This is a genomic window from Pseudovibrio denitrificans JCM 12308 (assembly GCF_001310815.1).
Classification (GTDB): Bacteria; Pseudomonadota; Alphaproteobacteria; order Rhizobiales; family Stappiaceae; genus Pseudovibrio; species Pseudovibrio denitrificans.
The window spans coordinates 126325-142781 of sequence record NZ_BAZK01000006.1 but is presented as its reverse complement, the minus strand read 5'-3'; the positions used below and the strand labels follow the sequence as shown (position 1 = coordinate 142781).

At 52.8% G+C, this 16457-nt stretch carries 15 protein-coding genes; 3 read left to right on the top strand and 12 right to left on the bottom strand.

The features are described 5' to 3' along the window. Nucleotides 1-42: 42 nt before the first annotated feature. The 5 genes from JCM12308_RS09305 to JCM12308_RS09290 all read right to left on the bottom strand — a co-directional run bounded on the left by JCM12308_RS09305 (nt 43) and on the right by JCM12308_RS09290 (nt 5660). Nucleotides 43-921 carry a methyl-accepting chemotaxis protein gene (locus JCM12308_RS09305; RefSeq protein ID WP_208978415.1) on the bottom strand — a complete coding sequence of 293 codons (879 nt, stop codon included), beginning with the start codon at nt 919-921 and terminating at the stop codon, nt 43-45. A 32-nt stretch (nt 922-953) separates the two neighbouring features. Next, nucleotides 954-1430 carry a hypothetical protein gene (locus JCM12308_RS29515; RefSeq protein ID WP_208978414.1) on the bottom strand — a complete coding sequence of 159 codons (477 nt, stop codon included), beginning with the start codon at nt 1428-1430 and terminating at the stop codon, nt 954-956. A 138-nt stretch (nt 1431-1568) separates the two neighbouring features. Then, nucleotides 1569-2729 (bottom strand): SGNH/GDSL hydrolase family protein, encoded by a 1161-nt coding sequence (locus JCM12308_RS09300; RefSeq protein ID WP_208609241.1) that lies wholly within the window; start codon nt 2727-2729, stop codon nt 1569-1571. Nucleotides 2730-2791: 62 nt separating this feature from the next. Then, complete coding sequence (locus JCM12308_RS09295; protein ID WP_054783532.1) at nt 2792-4009, bottom strand: lytic murein transglycosylase; 1218 nt, start codon at nt 4007-4009, stop codon at nt 2792-2794. A gap of 202 nt (nt 4010-4211) precedes the next feature. Continuing rightward, on the bottom strand, nt 4212-5660 hold the full coding sequence (locus JCM12308_RS09290; RefSeq protein WP_208609242.1) for an outer membrane beta-barrel protein: 1449 nt from the start codon (nt 5658-5660) through the stop codon (nt 4212-4214). A 305-nt stretch (nt 5661-5965) separates the two neighbouring features. Between JCM12308_RS09290 and JCM12308_RS09285 the strand changes: the two genes are divergently transcribed. From JCM12308_RS09285 to JCM12308_RS09275, 3 genes are all read left to right on the top strand, one after another. Further along, a complete protein-coding gene (locus JCM12308_RS09285; protein ID WP_054783530.1) occupies nt 5966-6979 on the top strand; it encodes a KpsF/GutQ family sugar-phosphate isomerase in 1014 nt (337 codons plus the stop codon). Between the two features lie 201 nt (nt 6980-7180). Continuing rightward, nucleotides 7181-7951 (top strand): motility protein A, encoded by a 771-nt coding sequence (locus JCM12308_RS09280; protein ID WP_008551696.1) that lies wholly within the window; start codon nt 7181-7183, stop codon nt 7949-7951. A gap of 24 nt (nt 7952-7975) precedes the next feature. Beyond that, nucleotides 7976-8836 (top strand): OmpA/MotB family protein, encoded by an 861-nt coding sequence (locus tag JCM12308_RS09275; RefSeq protein ID WP_008551683.1) that lies wholly within the window; start codon nt 7976-7978, stop codon nt 8834-8836. Between the two features lie 3 nt (nt 8837-8839). Here the strand turns inward: JCM12308_RS09275 and JCM12308_RS09270 are convergent, their stop codons facing one another. The 7 genes from JCM12308_RS09270 to JCM12308_RS09240 form a co-directional block, all read right to left on the bottom strand. Continuing rightward, a complete protein-coding gene (locus JCM12308_RS09270; RefSeq protein ID WP_014287027.1) occupies nt 8840-9307 on the bottom strand; it encodes an NfeD family protein in 468 nt (155 codons plus the stop codon). Nucleotides 9308-9312: 5 nt separating this feature from the next. Beyond that, entirely contained in the window at nt 9313-10287 is a 975-nt protein-coding gene (locus tag JCM12308_RS09265; RefSeq protein WP_083417390.1) for an SPFH domain-containing protein, read from the bottom strand. Nucleotides 10288-10436: 149 nt separating this feature from the next. After that, nucleotides 10437-11483 (bottom strand): ferrochelatase, encoded by a 1047-nt coding sequence (gene hemH / locus JCM12308_RS09260; protein ID WP_054783529.1) that lies wholly within the window; start codon nt 11481-11483, stop codon nt 10437-10439. Between the two features lie 174 nt (nt 11484-11657). Beyond that, nucleotides 11658-12902 carry a phenylacetate--CoA ligase family protein gene (locus tag JCM12308_RS09255; RefSeq protein ID WP_054783528.1) on the bottom strand — a complete coding sequence of 415 codons (1245 nt, stop codon included), beginning with the start codon at nt 12900-12902 and terminating at the stop codon, nt 11658-11660. 76 nt (nt 12903-12978) lie between these two features. After that, a complete protein-coding gene (locus JCM12308_RS09250) occupies nt 12979-14004 on the bottom strand; it encodes a ribonuclease T2 family protein (protein ID WP_208609243.1) in 1026 nt (341 codons plus the stop codon). A gap of 123 nt (nt 14005-14127) precedes the next feature. Continuing rightward, the gene (locus tag JCM12308_RS09245) at nt 14128-14991 is read right to left on the bottom strand and encodes an ABC transporter ATP-binding protein (protein ID WP_008551673.1); all 864 of its coding nucleotides are present in this window, start codon (nt 14989-14991) and stop codon (nt 14128-14130) included. An 89-nt stretch (nt 14992-15080) separates the two neighbouring features. After that, the gene (locus tag JCM12308_RS09240; protein ID WP_054783526.1) at nt 15081-16394 is read right to left on the bottom strand and encodes an ABC transporter substrate-binding protein; all 1314 of its coding nucleotides are present in this window, start codon (nt 16392-16394) and stop codon (nt 15081-15083) included. Between the last annotated feature and the right edge of the window lie 63 nt (nt 16395-16457).

Sequence of the window (16457 nt, the reverse complement as noted above, 5' to 3'; positions counted from 1 at the left end):
ACTCTCTCACTCCCCACCCCGCCAAAGGCTGCTCAAAGAGGTTTAAGCAGCCTTCACGTTCTCCAGGAAGCTAGCGACTTCGGAGCGTAGGTTTTCGGAGAGAAGGCCGAGCTTGCCGGCGGCCTGATGCAGGTCGTTTGAGGCATCTTTGGTGCCCTGGAACTCGCTGTCCAGATCCTGCATGTTTGAGGCGACCTGAGAAACATTCTGATGCGCGCTGTTCAGGTTGCGGGAGATATCATCCGTTGCCTGCCTCTGCTCACTCACCGCTTCATTGATGCCTGTCGAGAGGGAGTTGATCCGCTCAATGGTCTCTCCAATGGAGCGAATAGCCGTCACCGCCTGCTCTGCCACCTTCTGCACCGACTCGACCTGAGTTGAGATCTCTTCGGTTGCTTTCGAAGTCTGGCCGGCAAGGTTCTTCACCTCACTTGCCACAACGGCAAAACCACGGCCTGCCTCCCCTGCCCGTGCCGCTTCAATCGTCGCGTTGAGAGCCAGAAGGTTGGTCTGATTAGCAATCTGATCGATCAACTCAATCACTTCACCAATTGCTTTACCGCTCTCCGCAAGGCGCCCCACAATCTCATTGGTCTTGTGCGCATGCTCCGCAGCATCCTGCGCAAACTGAGCAGCCTGAGTGGTGTTGTCACCAATCATACCGGAGGAGTGCGAAACGCCTTCTGCAGCTTCAACCAGTTCTTCAACCGAGGTCTGCGTGGTCTGCGCCACATCGCTGGACGACGCCATGGCACTGTGCGCACCCTGAACGCTCGCATCCAACTCTCTGGAGCGCGTCTCAACAGCCTGGCTGATCTCCAGCAGATCATGCACCACATGGCCGACAGAAGCTTCAAATTCACGCGCAACGCTGGCCAAAGCTTCCTTGCGCGCATCCGCAAGTTCCAGCTCCTGCTGCATCTTCGCAGCAGCATCCGCTTCAGCCTTCTTTTTCAGCGCAACCCGGAACTGAGCAATGGAGCGGGCAATCGCGCCGATTTCATCACCCGTTCAGTGCCTTTGATCTCTGTATCCAGAGCGCCATCTGCCAACGCATCCAGCCCGCCTTGCAGCGCGGCCATATTCGTTCGCATCCCCCGCGCAATCACAACCGCAACAACGAAGAACAGCACACCAACAGGCGCACAGACCATCACGATGAACATCAGATTGTCGACAAGCAGCGTTTCCAGCGCACTCTGCCCATGATCAGACATAAGCTGAGATCTCAACGTCTCGTCCCCCAACGCAGACGTCAGCGCGTTATAAATCGTAACGAAGGAAAATAGCGTGCCGAGCGACATGATTGTCATGGCCATAAACACGACCAGCACAAACTTCGCCACCATCGACAACTTAAAAACATGCGGTTGGGTAACCATCAAAAGCCCCACTTCACCCATAAGTTGAATGTGAGTAATGTTACCCATGTATGTAAACAGAACACTACCAGCAGCGTGTGAATTGCATGTATTTTCAAAAAAACAGCGATAAAATTTAATTTTTTGCAGTTCTTCTTGAGTGACTGCTAATATTCACCGCTTACACGCTAAAAAATACTTCAGATATTAAAATCCGGTCCAGCGCGTATCATCAGCCCGCCCGGAAACTTCTGGCAGAGCTTCACCAGATACAGTCAGCTTAAACAGATCACTCCCTGCCGCTGCTTTACCACCCTTGTCATCCGGCCCGATCAGCTTGGTTTCAGGAGAGGTCAAACGGCCTGTCAGAACTATGAAGTTGGGATCATCTTTGACCCCTTCGAAAATGAAGGCCGTCGCACTACCAAAAATGCGGGCAATCTCTCGCTCAACAAAGTAGGCCACTTTCCGGTATCCGGCCCATGTGAAGTACACACCGTCTTTCGAGCGCAAACGCCTGCTCTTACCGGTCACATCCGGACCATGCGTGGTGTACTCGCCATTGTCATCCTGAAAAGCTGCCCAGATATCAACGAAGATACCACCAGCCGGTTCCACTTGCTCTTTGAACAAGTCATTCAGATAGCTGAAGTTCGCACTCGTCAGGTATTCCTCAGCAGGCGCAAGGCCAACCCAGATCAGCGGCAACTGCTCATTGCGAATAGCAGCCACCAGAGACGCGGTCCGGAAGCGATATTCCTTCTTCCATTCCTCCCCCTGAAACTGCAGTTCCTCGGCATAAGTCGCGGGCTGACCATCAATCACCCCTTGCTCGACAACGCTGATATTCCGATTATCACGTGCACCAAGAGCAACAACAACGAGGCCAACATCCTCATTCTTCAAAGAAGCAGCCACATCTTCCGGCCAATCCGGCTTTTTAACCGCCACAAGCCCGGTTTGAGGATAAACCAGCTTCTTCACTTTGATGGAGGGAGTTTCGGCGTAAACCGCCTTCAAACCGTCCGCCAGCCCCATCGCCAGATCATCGCCAACAACCAGCAGGACCTTTGCGTCCTTGCTTTTCTCTTTCTCGACGATCTTCGGAGCGTTCACGACGGCAACGCCACCACTACGATTTTTGCGGGTACTGCTTCTGCGGCGCTTCTTTTTGGAGGGATTCGCCTGCTCAATCCGCTTGTTGCTGCCACCAAACAACCAGCCGAAAAACGACTTGTTACCCTTCTTAGGCGCATTTGCACTGTTGCTGCGCACCTGAGCTGCAACTTCTACAGGCACAACAGAAACGCTGACAAAGCAAAGGCTTACCAGCGCTACAAACACAAGTGACAAAAAGGATCGTTGCATATCCGCGAGTCTCCAGCAGGAACCAACCACCACCATTGGCTTCCTGCAATTAGGAAACCCGATTATGTTCTACCTTGCAACCTATTAAGAAGCTTTATTGAATCGTGACCATCTGGAACAAGTCCTGACGCTTTTTGATAAGCCTGAATTGCCTGACGGGTCCTCTGGCCAATCTTGCCATCAACGGCACCCGGCTTATAACCCATTTCACTCAAACGCTTCTGTAGTGCTTTCTTCTCACTGAATGTCAGGGGGCGATCCCCACGCGGCCATTCCGCGACAAAACCGGATAGCCCAAGCAAGCGATCAGAAAGATGCCCCACACCAAGCGCATAAGCATTGGAGTTGTTGTAGCGCTTGATCACGTAAAAATTCTTGAGCAGCAGAAACGCAGGGCCGTTTGCCCCAGCAGGCGTATAAAGCCGTGCCATGTCTCCGCCACGAGGGAAGTCCGAACCACTCGCCCGCTTAACACCCAGCTTGCTCCAGCTGGCAAGCGACTGCTGCTTGCGCTGGTTGCTCAGGCGATAATTGAAGTTCTTCGGCAAGGTGACTTCGTAGCCCCAGGTCTGACCGGACTGCCAGCCCATCTTGTTGAGATAAGCCGCTGTCGACGCCAACGCATCAGGAATGCTATTCCAGATATCGCGCTTTCCATCACCTGTAATATCAACCGCATAGGCCTGATAGGTGGTTGGAATAAACTGCGTATGCCCCATCGCACCAGCCCAGGAACCCTGCATCTGCTGCGGAGAAACATCGCCGTTCTGCAAAATCTTCAGCGCTGCAACCAACTGCTTGCGCGCATATTTCCCACGACGCCCACCATTGTAGGCCAGTGTCGCCAATGCCCGTGGTGTAGACCGTACAATCGCTTTATTGTCTAGGATACGCCCGTAGGAGCTCTCCATGCCCCAGATCGCCAGCACAACATGGCGGTTCACACCATACTTGCTCTCGATCTTGTCGAGCCAGCCAGCCCACTCATCGACCATCCGGCGGCCATGCAGCACCCGATCCTGCGAGACCGCGCTATCCAGATACTGCCAGATTGCACGGGTAAACTCAGGCTGGTTCTCAGCACTCTTCTTGATCCGCGGATCAGGAGTCATGCCCTTAAACACACGATCATAGAGCTGAGGGCTCACGCCCTGCGCAACCGCAGTCCGCTTGAAGCCTGCAATCCATTTTTGAAAATCACTCCCTTGAGCAAAGCCGTAGGAGCTACTGAAAAGTAGAAACCCAGCGCACAGGACAGCTGGCAAAGAAGAAAATCGCATGAAGCTTTCTCCAGTCACCCGATTGGGAGTTTATTGAGCGCATGCCGCGCAGTCTTTTTGCTTAGCCCTCGGAGGCATTACTGCCATGACTGTCAACCATGGTAAAAAAAAGGCCGTTTTTAATCAAAACCCCTTTTTAAGCTTGTCAATTCTTACTAGATGCGTCCGTTGAAAATTAACGCACTCTAAATAACGCATAAAATCAGCGTCTTATCCGAAGGCCCGCTTCTATGAGGCTGCTGGTGTAATTGCTACCAGCAGTGGAACTCTCAAACGCACGGAATGTATAGCGGGAAAGCAACGCTGCATCCTTGGAGAACGCCCACACCAAACCGAATGACCCGGTTCCTTCCTGCTCAACAATATCCACCCCTTGATACGTTCTGTAGGTGTAGCCAAGCTGAACATCTCCAACCAGATCCTGCGTGAACTGATGCGCATACCGCACATCCCCCGCATAAAGGATGGAACCTGATGCTCCGCTGATGTTTGTGCCAGCAAAGCTGGTCGCGCCACTGACAGTCACAGTATCACGGCGTGTCGGGGACCAAACAAAGGCACCATCAAAAATGAAGCCCTGCAGTGCATCCAACCGATCATCATCCAGATACTCGGCCCGATAGCCAACACCAAACTCACCACGCAGCTTCGGCCCGCGGTCAATGCTCATACCAACCTTGGCAAAGTATCCGCGCGAAGTTCTGTCAAAACAGGATGGATCACCGCTGCAATCTTCATCGTATTTCCGAACCAGAAAGCCACCTTCCAGATACGGTTCAAACGTCGCGCCATTATCAAACGAAGTGCGCAGGGTTGCATCAAACACCGTGTTATCGCGCGGCTGTGAGCTGCTCATCTGCCCGCCATAAACCGTTCGGTCGACCCCAATGCCACCACGCAACTGCACAACAGAAACCTGCCTGCTCAACGAGAACCGCCCGCCAATCTCCTGAACAGAGTTGGTCCGTCCGGTTGTCGCTTCGTTTTCAGCAGAAGACCGCTCTTCGCGAGAGAAGGAGTAAACACCCTCAACATCAGCAACTGTCAGATCACTCAGATCAAGCCGAACATTACCGCGTCCGGTGATGACAGGCTGGTTGTTGTCAGGTTCATTAAAGAAAGCCCGCAGGCTGCCGCGCAGTTCCAAACCAAGCTCATGGCGCTCCCAGTCAGAAACCACACCAACAGCAGCATCAACCTCATAGAACCCATCAGGCGTACCGCCATTTGCTTGCTCGACATTGTCAGTCCAGCCCAAACCAGCATCAAATGAAGGTGTTAAACGCAGAGAACCCAGTTGGATGCCAACAGGCCGATCCTGAACGGTCTCTCCATCAAAGACCCCTTCATCATCAATCCCGCCCCCACCAACAGGACGTGACAAACGCGAAACGGCTTCCACTCTTTCAGAAAACTTGGGCGCCCGACTGCTCCGGCTTGTTCCGGTCAGCTGCTGCCCAACAGTCGAAACAGGAGGGCGTGCGCTTGGCCGCTGGAGCCCTTCTTCGACTTCCTGCTCAAATGGCTGAGCATCAGTTTCAGAGGGAAGCTCAAAACTAGAACTCGGATCATCTTCAAAGGACAGGCTTTCGCGGAACTCAAAATTGCTGGTTTGTGCAACTGCATCTTGGAGAGAAAAAGCGCCCAGCATCAAAACACAGGTCAGACATGACCTGGCTCGAAGAGCTCTCAAAACCTCAGGGCGCAACCGCATAAAATATTCCAGCAATCCACCTTCAAATGAAGGAAATTCAACCAGCCCCACACTCGCCGAACATGGTTAACGTTTCCTTGCTACAGGACGCTCTACCCTTGATTGTTTTCTCAATTTAAATTTGCTAGAGGGTAAACCAAGTCTTGCCCCAGAGTGTTCACAATGCACTCTTATCTAGTGCAGGAATCTTGCTGCAAAAGCGTCATAGTGCTCATCAGAGCCAAGCTAAGAAGTAATGCCCAATGCATATGCCATCTTTTCTAACGCATGAAGACCGTCCGCTGCGCCCGGCAGAAGAGTGGATCCAGTCTGCTACACGGACAATCGAAACTGAAGTTGCAGCGCTTGACGCGCTTCAGGCGAGCTTGGCGAACGGTTTGGCAGAACCTTTCACCAAAGCGGTAGAAACCATCGCTCATTCCAAAGGTCGCGTTATTGTGTCCGGCATCGGCAAGAGCGGCATCATTGGCACAAAGCTGGCAGCAACACTCGCATCCACCGGCACGCCAGCCTTCTTCGTACACGCAAGCGAAGCAAGCCACGGCGATCTGGGCATGATCACGGAAGATGATGTTGTGATTGCATTGTCCTGGTCTGGCGAGACTCAAGAGCTTGCAAGCCTTTTGGGCTTTACGCGCCGCTTTAAGGTGCCCCTGATTGCACTAACACGCAACGCATCCAGCGCGCTTGGATCTTCCTCTGACATCTGCCTGACCCTGCCACAAGTTCCGGAAGCCTGCCCACACGGACTTGCACCAACATCCAGCACCTTGATTCAGCTGGCACTGGGTGATGCTTTGGCAATTGCTCTTCTGGAAGCAAAAGGCTTCACGGCTCAGGACTTTAAGGTCTATCACCCGGGCGGCAAACTTGGTGCTAGCTTGATGCATGTAAAAGACATCATGCACACTGGCGATCATTTGCCTGTGGCCCAGTCGGGTATGCTTATGAAAGAAGCTCTCGTCCTGATGACGCAAAAGGGCTTTGGTGTTCTCGGGGTTACAGATACTGCTGGCAAGCTGATCGGCATCATCACTGATGGTGATTTGCGCCGCCACATCAGCCCGGATTTCCTTGAAAAGACCGTCGAAGAGGTGATGACCCATAATCCGAAGACCATCGAAGAAACTCTGCTGGCACCTTCCGCTCTTGAGATGATGAACTCTCTGAAAATCAGCTCGCTGTTCATCGTCGAAGATGGCAAGCCGGTTGGAATCATCCGTACACTGGATCTTCTGAAGATCGGCGCAGCCTAAACGCTCGCAACAATAAAGCAGACAAATGCCCGGGATGACCTCATCTGCGGGCATTTTTGATTCCTGCCATCCCTCACCGAAATACATCCGTTATTCTGCCCAAACGGATTTTTCCCATTTATTAGGATTTGGTTAGCCATAATACCCCAAATTAATACTAGTTAAATTGCCTCATCAAAGGCGTGCATTCGGGTAAGCTAAATGGATCTAGCCACGATCATCGGCGTTATTGCTGCTTGCGTAACCGTGCTGATAGCTATTTTTCTGGGCGGAAGCTTCAGCCAGTTCGTTGACCTTCCTTCCATTCTGATCGTTGTCGGCGGTGGACTTGCAGCCACGCTTGTCAGGTTTCCCTTAAATGGATTGCTGAGCGCCTTTGGTATGGGTGCAAAACTCGCCTTCACTCACAAGAAGATCGAGCCACGCGAGCTGGTTGAAAACATCGCTCACCTCGCTGAAACCGCTCGTAAGGAAGGCCCGCTCGGTCTCGAAAATGTTGAGATTGAAGAGCCAACCCTCGCAAAAGGCATGCAGTATGTAGCTGATGGCTACGACTACAACCTCATTCGCGACTCCATGGAAAAAGAACGCGACCTCTACCTGACCCGCCTGAACGAAGGCGCGCGCGTATATCGCGCACTCGGTGATTCTGCCCCGGCCTTCGGCATGATCGGAACGCTCGTCGGTCTGGTGCAGATGCTTGCGACTATGGATGATCCATCGACCATCGGCCCGTCCATGGCGATCGCGCTTCTGACGACACTTTACGGCTCTCTCATCGCAAACGTGGTGTGTATTCCGGTTGCAGACAAACTTGATTCCAAGTTTGAGCAGGAAGAACTCAACCAGACCCTCGTGATTGATGGCGTGTTGCAGATCCGTGAGAGCAAGAGCCCATCCCTCATCCGCGAAATGCTGCTGGCTTACATCCCTGAAAAGGGTCGCAGCGACATGATCGAAGCAGCGGCTTAAGCACTCCGGTAAGGGGGAAACACCATGGCAGGCAGAAAAAAACAAGCACCCGCAGGCGCTCCGGGATGGATGGTGACCTTTGCGGACTTAATGTCCCTGCTCGTGTGTTTCTTCGTTCTGATCATCTCGTTCTCAGTGCAGGACAAACAGAAGCTTCAGGTTGTTGCCGGTTCCATCAAAGACGCCTTCGGCATCAAGCAGGTGACGAAACGCGCTGGCGTTCTGGAAATTGAAGGCGTGCCTCTGCGTGATTTCATGAAAGACATCACCTACGAAAAGCAGATCACCGACGCCGATTTCGCTACAGAAAGTCACCCAGAAAAACGCAAGCAAGGCCCGGAAGCGAACACTCACACCACCAAGAAAGCTGATATCGAAAAGCCACGCCAGTTTGCAACGGCTGCAGTTTCCCTGCGCCAGGCGTTTCAGGAAATGCCAGAGATCACCGAGATCTCAAACAATATCATCCTTGAAGAAACTGACGAAGGCCTCAACATCCTGATTGTCGATCAGGAAGGCCGCTCAATGTATCCGGAGGGGTCCAAATATCCCTATGAGATCACCCGCCGCTTGCTGGCGAAGATGGCACCGGTTCTGGCCAAACTGCCAAACCGCGTCCGCATCACCGGTCATACCACCACGGGTCAGTTGATCACCTCCCCGAGTGAAACCGGTTGGGAGCTTTCAGCAGATCGTGCCAACACAGCGCGCCAGATTCTTTCCGAATACGGCCTGCCGTCCAACAATATTCATTCTGTGGTGGGAAAAGCTGATACGGAGCCCCTCTTCCCGAATGATCCGTATCTTGCAGCGAACCGCCGCATCTCTATTTTGCTGATGGCAGAAGAACCTCCGCTGCCACCAGACTTCAATCCATATCAGTGAGGATCAGGCTGCATCACTTTCAGGTGCTGCTTCCACAATCAGCGTTGTGCCTTCCTGGCCAACGACCTTCACATGAGCACCTGCTGGTAGATCCGGCCCATTCACACGCCAGACGGAATCACCAATTTCAAGCGTCCCTTTGCCGTGGGCCAGTGCCTTCTTCAACACGAACACACGCCCCTGATACCGGCTGCCTCTCTTGTTGAGATAAGGGTCTCCCTCACCATCGTTGTTTCTCGAGGTCAGACGTCGTCCAACGAGAAGGAAGCCGAGGGAAAGAACACCCCACAGCACCAGCTGCCAGCGCCAATCGATATCAAAGTACGCGACAACAGCTCCAACAACGAGAGCCGCTGCCCCAAACCAGATCAAGAAAGAGCCCGGCACAGCCAACTCCAGCCCTATAAGAACCAGCCCGGACGCAAACCAGACCCAGGGTTCAATACTGTTTTGGAACAGCTCAATAAGCATGGTGATTAGCCCTCTGAACTACCTGTATTTGGGATACGGCTGGAGCTACGCTGCTGCGACTCTTTCAGCGCTTCCTTGCCAATCTCAGCAATGCCAGCAAGGCTGCCGATCATGCCAGTCGCTTCCATTGGCAGAATGAGTGTTTTCTGGTTTGGAGATTTAGCAAGCTCACCAAACGCTTCAACATACTTGTTGGCAACAAAGTAGTTGATCGCACCCATGTCACCCTCAGCAATCGCCTTGGAAACAACCTCAGTCGCCTTAGCTTCAGCCGCTGCCATACGCTCACGTGCTTCCGCATCTCTGAAGGCAGCTTCTTTACGACCTTCCGCTTCCAGGATCAGGGACTGCTTGACACCTTCGGCCTTCGCAATTTCAGACTGACGGTCACCCTCAGCTTCCAGAATTGCCGCACGCTTCTCACGTTCCGCTTTCATCTGACGTGCCATCGCATCAACCAGATCATCCGGTGGATTGATGTCTTTGATTTCAATACGAGTGATTTTCACGCCCCAAGGCTCACAGGCCGCATCAACCACACGAAGCAAACGAGAGTTGATCTCATCACGGTTGGAAAGCAGCTCATCGAGAACCATGGAACCCATAACACTACGGATGTTGGTCATGGTCAGATTCAGGATAGCATTCTGAAGGCCCTGCACTTCGTAGGAAGCCTGAGACGCGTTCAGGACCTGATAGAAGGCCACACCGTTGCCGGTAACCGTGGCGTTGTCTTTGGTGATAACTTCCTGAGCCGGAACTTCAAGCACCTGCTCCATCATGTTCACCCTATGACCAACCTGATCAATAAACGGGATGATGATGTTAAGACCCGGATGCAATGTTTTCCGGTACTTACCAAAGCGCTCAACCGTATAGTTGTAACCCTGAGGGACCATTTTCGCGCCAGCAAATACAACAAAAATGATCACAGCGACCAGTATGAGGACGGTAATCGAACTACCTGTCAAAATATCCATATCTATTAGTCCTTTGGAGTAATTTGCCTAAACTATCCTAGCTTTGTCCCATTAAGACCAGAGAAAACTGCTCAAATAAATGCCAAAGAGCACCGCTTCCCAAAAGAAACGAGTGCTCTTCTTCACATAGTAAACTAAAACTTAAATTTCTAGATCCAGCCCTGAAGCTCGTGGCGCACCACATTCTCCAGCACAGCCATACCTTCCGGTGCATCGTTGAGGCACGGGATATGCGTAAACTGCTCCCCGCCATGCTCCTCAAAGATCTCCGCGGCTTCACCGGCGATCTCTTCCAGCGTTTCAAGACAGTCCGCCACAAAGCCCGGATTCAAAACGGCAATCCGCTTTACACCTTCTTTTGCCAGCTTCTCGACAGTCTTGTCGGTATAAGGCTGCAGCCACTCTTCCGGACCGAAACGGGACTGGAACGTGATCTGTAACTTCTTGTCATCCCAACCCAACTTCTCACGCATCAGGCGAGTCGTTTTCTGACAATGGCAGTGATAAGGATCGCCCTTATCGAAATAGCTCTGCGGAATACCGTGGAAGGACGCCAGGACCACTTCCGGCTCTTCATCCAGCTCACTCAGCTTGTTCTTGATCGAAGTCGCCAGTGAGTCGATGTAGGTCTCATCATCATGATACGGCGGCACAATGCGAATGGTCGGCTGCCAGCGCATCTTCAACAAGGCGCGGAACACTTCATCATTCACAGTAGCAGTCGTAGACGCCGAATACTGCGGATACAGCGGGAAGACGAGAATGCGATTACACCCTTTAGCCTTCAGTGCATCAAGACGGCTCGCGATGGATGGATTGCCATAACGCATTGCCCAGTCAACAACCACGTTCTCACCAAGATCAGCAAGAACCTCAGTCAGCTTATCTGACTGGCTTCGTGTGATGGTGCGCAGTGGGCTCTCATCAAGCTCGTTGTTCCAGATCTCTTTGTAAGCTGCACCGGACTTCTGCGGGCGCTTACTCAACACGATACCGTGGAGAATTGGCAGCCACAGGAAGCGTGACCATTCGATAACCCGTCGGTCTGAGAGAAACTCCGCCAGATAGCGGCGCATGGACCAATAATCGGTCCCGTCAGGTGTCCCGAGATTTACGAGAAGAACACCCACTTTCCCGAATGAGACCGGAGGGTGATTTCCCGGCGTTGTGGCGTTGCCGCTTGTGCTCTGGTTCATGAGACCCCTATGCGCATCAGATCCAATCCCTTTGCTAAATAGAGTTTCCCGCTGCCCGCGCCAAGGTCAAACCCTCCGATTTTCTGAATAATACGGTGAAACTACCCAGAATAGAAAAATGCCAGCCTACATGTGCAGGCTGGCACCTCAAAAATCGATTAGGTCCAACGGCGTTTATGCGGTCACTTCACGCTCATCAGAGATCACCTTACCATCGTTCGGCAGTGTGTCTGGCGCCACCAGTTCCACATCACCATTCAGGCCAGTGTGTTCTTTCAGGGACTTCTTCAGCGCAGCGATAAAGTCATCGCTTGCCGCTTCTGTCTCCACCTTCAGGATCATGTGATCCTGCTCACCCTGACGAACAACGGAAAGGCGAGCACGACCAATATCATCACCCGCCTGTTTGCGCAGACGTTCGATCTGGGCAGGGTCAACAAACATGCCCTTCACCTTGGTGCGCTGGTCAGCACGGCCCATCCAGCCCTTCAGGCGCATGTTGGTACGGCCACAAGGTGATATACCCGGCATCACAGCAGAAAGGTCACCTGTAGCAAAGCGAATGAGCGGATAGGTCGGTGAGAATGTGGTCACCACCAACTCGCCAACCTCGCCCGGAGCAACAGGCTCACCAGTCCCTGGACGAACGATTTCGATGATGAAATCTTCGTTGGCAATCATACCTTCCATGGCTTCACTCTCGTAAGCCACAATACCCAGATCAGCCGTCGCGTAGGCCTGCAGAACCTTCACACCGCGATTTGCATACTCCTCGCGTAAGCTCGGATAAAGTGCACCACCGGAAACAAGGCCGCGGGTGATGGAGCTAACATCTGCACCCATCTCAGCAGCGCGATCCAGAATAACCTTCAGATAATCAGGTGTACCGGCATAAGCCGTCGGACGCAGGCTGGAGATCGCAGAAACCTGCATGTCCGTGTTACCGATACCAGCTGGGAAGACAACGCAGCCATAAGCGCGCGCGCCCTGATCCAGAATGAACCCACCCGGCGTCATGTGATAGGACAGTGCATTGTGCACGATATCACCCGGACGAATACCAGTCGCATGGAACGCACGCGCGGACTTCCAAGGATCAGCTTCAGGCCCCTGCGGTTCCCAGATTGGGCCCGGAGACATGAAGATGCGTTTGTAGGTAGAGAAGTCACCTGCAGCAAAGCCGCCCAGCGGCGGCTCTTCTGCTTGTGCTGCAAGCAAGTCTGATTTACGCAGCACAGGCAACTTGGCCAGAGCTTCCCGGCTTGTGATCTCAGCAGGATCAATATCAGCCAGATGCTTTGCCCAACCAGAAGCCTCAGCCTTCGCCATGGCAATCTGGCCCGGCAGACGCGCCATCAGATCAGCTTCACGCTCCTCTTGGGACCGGATCTCCAACTCATCAAAATATTGGTTTTCCATAGAAGCCCTCCCACGGCCTCAAACTGCTCAAAGGCAGGAGATAAAAATCTCCTACCAACTCATAAGAACAGGCACCTCAGTTGAACCCGACAGGATCAACCCGGCCCTGACAATCAGATTGCACTGGCTTGGCCGCCAGCAGTAACTCACTCATCGGGGTATCCTGCTCAATCTGGCCCTTCAGATTGATAAAGAGCTCAGTGATCAAACCACCCTTACAACGCACCTCAACGCGCTTCCCCGCACCAGCGCCAAAAGACTCATCAAACGCCGCACGAACCTGCGCAGTCGTCAAAACTTCACCAATATTGGAAGCAAACAGATCACGGACAGCAGAGCCGTTCAATTGCTCCATAAGATCAAGAGATTCCGCGTAATACTCTTCAGCGCTGTCACTGTAACAAGTACCATGCTTCACCCATTCATAACGGTCCAGATGGGATTGAGCGCCCGGCATCACCTTATCCAGCTCTTCCCGTGTTGCATCTTCCAACTCAACAGGAGGCAGCTGCCCGCGTGTGGAGCGTTCTTCAGCAAGACGTTTTTCTGCACGTGTCACGCCGCACCAGAAGTTCCCACGCGGCTGGGGCCACAAACCATGCAAAGCAAAGTGGCTCGCATCAAACCGTCCTTCCACTTGAGAAGAACACTCGGGGATCTCTTGGTGAGTTTGGCAAAACGCCGGTTGCCAGCTTGCTGCCAGCAAAAACTCCGCATCAGCCGATGGCCCCTTCACCGCAGGGCGAACCACCTTTGATCCAGCCGACCCACCGGAACCATTGCCAGCCGTCTGCCCACTGCCCTCAGCCTCAACCAGATGAAGACCGCAGGAAACATCCACCCAGCGCTCTGCCGGGTTCACGCCATTCATTCGGATAAAGTAATGCGAGGCCTGTGCTTTGTTCTTTCCAAGCAACTCATAGGCACGCATCCGCTCCACATGAACACTGCCCGGATTGGTCTGCTTTCGGAAAGACTTGAACGCCGGACAGGCTTCTTCAGCGAGGAAATAACCGTCTAATTTGACTTGAGAGGAAGCCGGTACAACTGAGGCCACGCCCAAAAGCGCAGCCCCGACAATAACCTTAGAAAGAAAATGCATGTGGTCCTCCAAAATACCTTTTGCAGCAATAAGCAGCATGCAGATTATTCAAAACCAGATACATTGACTTCCTGTGACAGTTCACCCCCATCTTTTTGGGGTTATCCTCTCAATTGGCGCAGATTATGCCAACCAGCGCTTACGACGCTTATAGTGCTTGCCATCACGGAACGACTTACGTCCCTCACCGCCAACACCAAGATAGAACTCTTTCACGTCTTCGTTTTCACGCAGAGATTCAGCATCACCATCCAGCACGATACGGCCTGCTTCCATGATGTACCCGTAGGTCGCATATTTCAGCGCAACGTTGGTGTTCTGCTCAGCCAGCAGGAACGAAACGCCTTCGTTCTTGTTCAGCTTCTTCACGATCTCGAAGATCTCTTCCTGCAGCTGCGGCGCAAGACCCATGCTTGGCTCGTCCAGCAGAATCATGTCAGGGCGGCTCATAAGAGCACGGCCCACCGCACACATCTGCTGCTCGCCACCTGAGGTATAACCCGCCTGAGAGCCACGACGCTCACGAAGACGCGGGAAGTAATCGTACACCATCTCCAGATCGCGCTTGATCTCAGCATTGCCATCTGTACGGGTGTAAGCACCGGTCATCAGGTTATCTTCAATGGAAAGGTGGCCAAAACAACGACGGCCTTCCATCACCTGAATACATCCGCGGCGCACCAGTTCGTTCGGAGAAAGCGCCTGAACCTGCTTTCCTTGAAATTCGATATTGCCCTTTGTCACTTCTCCACGCTCTGCCTGCAGCAGGTTGGAAATAGCTTTCAGGGTTGTTGTCTTACCGGCACCGTTCGCACCCAGCAGAGCAACAATACCACCTCTAGGCACTGTCAAAGACACCCCTTTGAGAACCAGCACCACGTGGTCGTAGATGACTTCGATGTTGTTAATAGACAAAATGTCTTCGGCAACCTGCAGGTTAGCGGCTGGTGCCTTGGAATTTGATGTCTGTTCTGCAATTGCGTTCATGAGATCAGCCTTAGCCTGCGAACATTCCGATTATTTGACTTGGGTAGAGTTGGCCGGGCACCAATGCGCCCGACCAAAACAAACAATGCTTAGTTACAAGCGAGGTCGCCACGACCTGGCCATGGAGCGTTGTTCTTCGCGTAGTCAGCAGCTTTTTCCAGTTCAAGCGGCTTGATCAGCTCACGGTTTGGAGTCAGCAGGTCACTTGCCTGTACGAACTCTTCGCCGTTCCACTCAAGCATCCATGCACCAGAGTGACCAGTGTGGTTGTCACAAGCCATCTTCAGCGGTGGTGTCATGCCCTTCATACCCAGCTCTTCAAGACGAGCTTCGGTGATGTCCAGGTTCTCAAGACCCCAACGCAGCTGTTCAGCATTGATGTTCTTCTCACCAAAGTGGTCCTGAGCAGTTTTCGCTGCTTCTGCCAGGATCATGGAGATGATGATACCGCGCTGATAGAAGATGGTGTCCATGTCAGCTTCAGATTTGATTTCTGAGTTGCCTTTGGAAACAACGTGCGTACGGATGTCATCAAGCACTGGGAAGTTGCCCGGAGCGTTGAAGCTGACAGACTTGTAGCCCTTCGCTTTTGCGCCAACGTTCTGCAGGTCAGCATCAGAGCCGGACCACCAGATGCCGATGAAGTTTTCCATTGGGTAACGGGTCTTAACCGCTTCGGTGATCGCACCGGCGTTCATAGCACCCCAACCCCACATGACGACGTTGTCTGGACGCTCACGACGGATCTGAAGCCACTGAGCAGACTGGTTCTGCATTTCTTTCAGACCAACAGGGATCGGAACCAGTTTGAAGTCATGCATTTCTGCAAGCTTTTCCAGAAGCGGAATTGGCTCTTTTCCAAATGGGTGGTCAAGGTGAAGAAGAACAATCTTTTTACCCTTCAGCGAAGACATGTCACCACCAGCAATGTAGTCGAGGATCATGTATGCGCCGTCCCAGTAGGACACTGGTGGGTTAAACGCCCAAGCGAATGTATTACCGTCTGACATTGGCGAGAAGCCGTAGCCAGGCGCCAGAATTGGAATACGGTCAACGTTGGTGCGTGGCATAACCTGCAGAGTGATACCGGTGGACCATGGCTGAGTTACGAGAGCATCTCCCTTTGTCTTCTCGTAGCACTCAACGCCTTTGTTGGTGTTGTAGCCGGTTTCACACTCGATGTAGTCGATTGGCACACCGCCGATACCGCCATCACGCTCGTTCAGCATAAGCATGTAGTCACGCTGACCGTTCATGATCGGAGTACCAGTGCCCGCAAATGGGCCCGTACGATATGTCAGGTTAGGAAAGTTAAGACCATCCGCTGCCATCGCAGCTGTGCTCATAGCGACTGCAAGAGCACCTGCTGCAACAGCCTTACTGAAATTCGTAAAGTGTTTCATATTTTCCTCCGCGTTTGCGGCTAATGCCGCGGGCCACTTCCTCTATTCCCCAGCTGCTAAAAC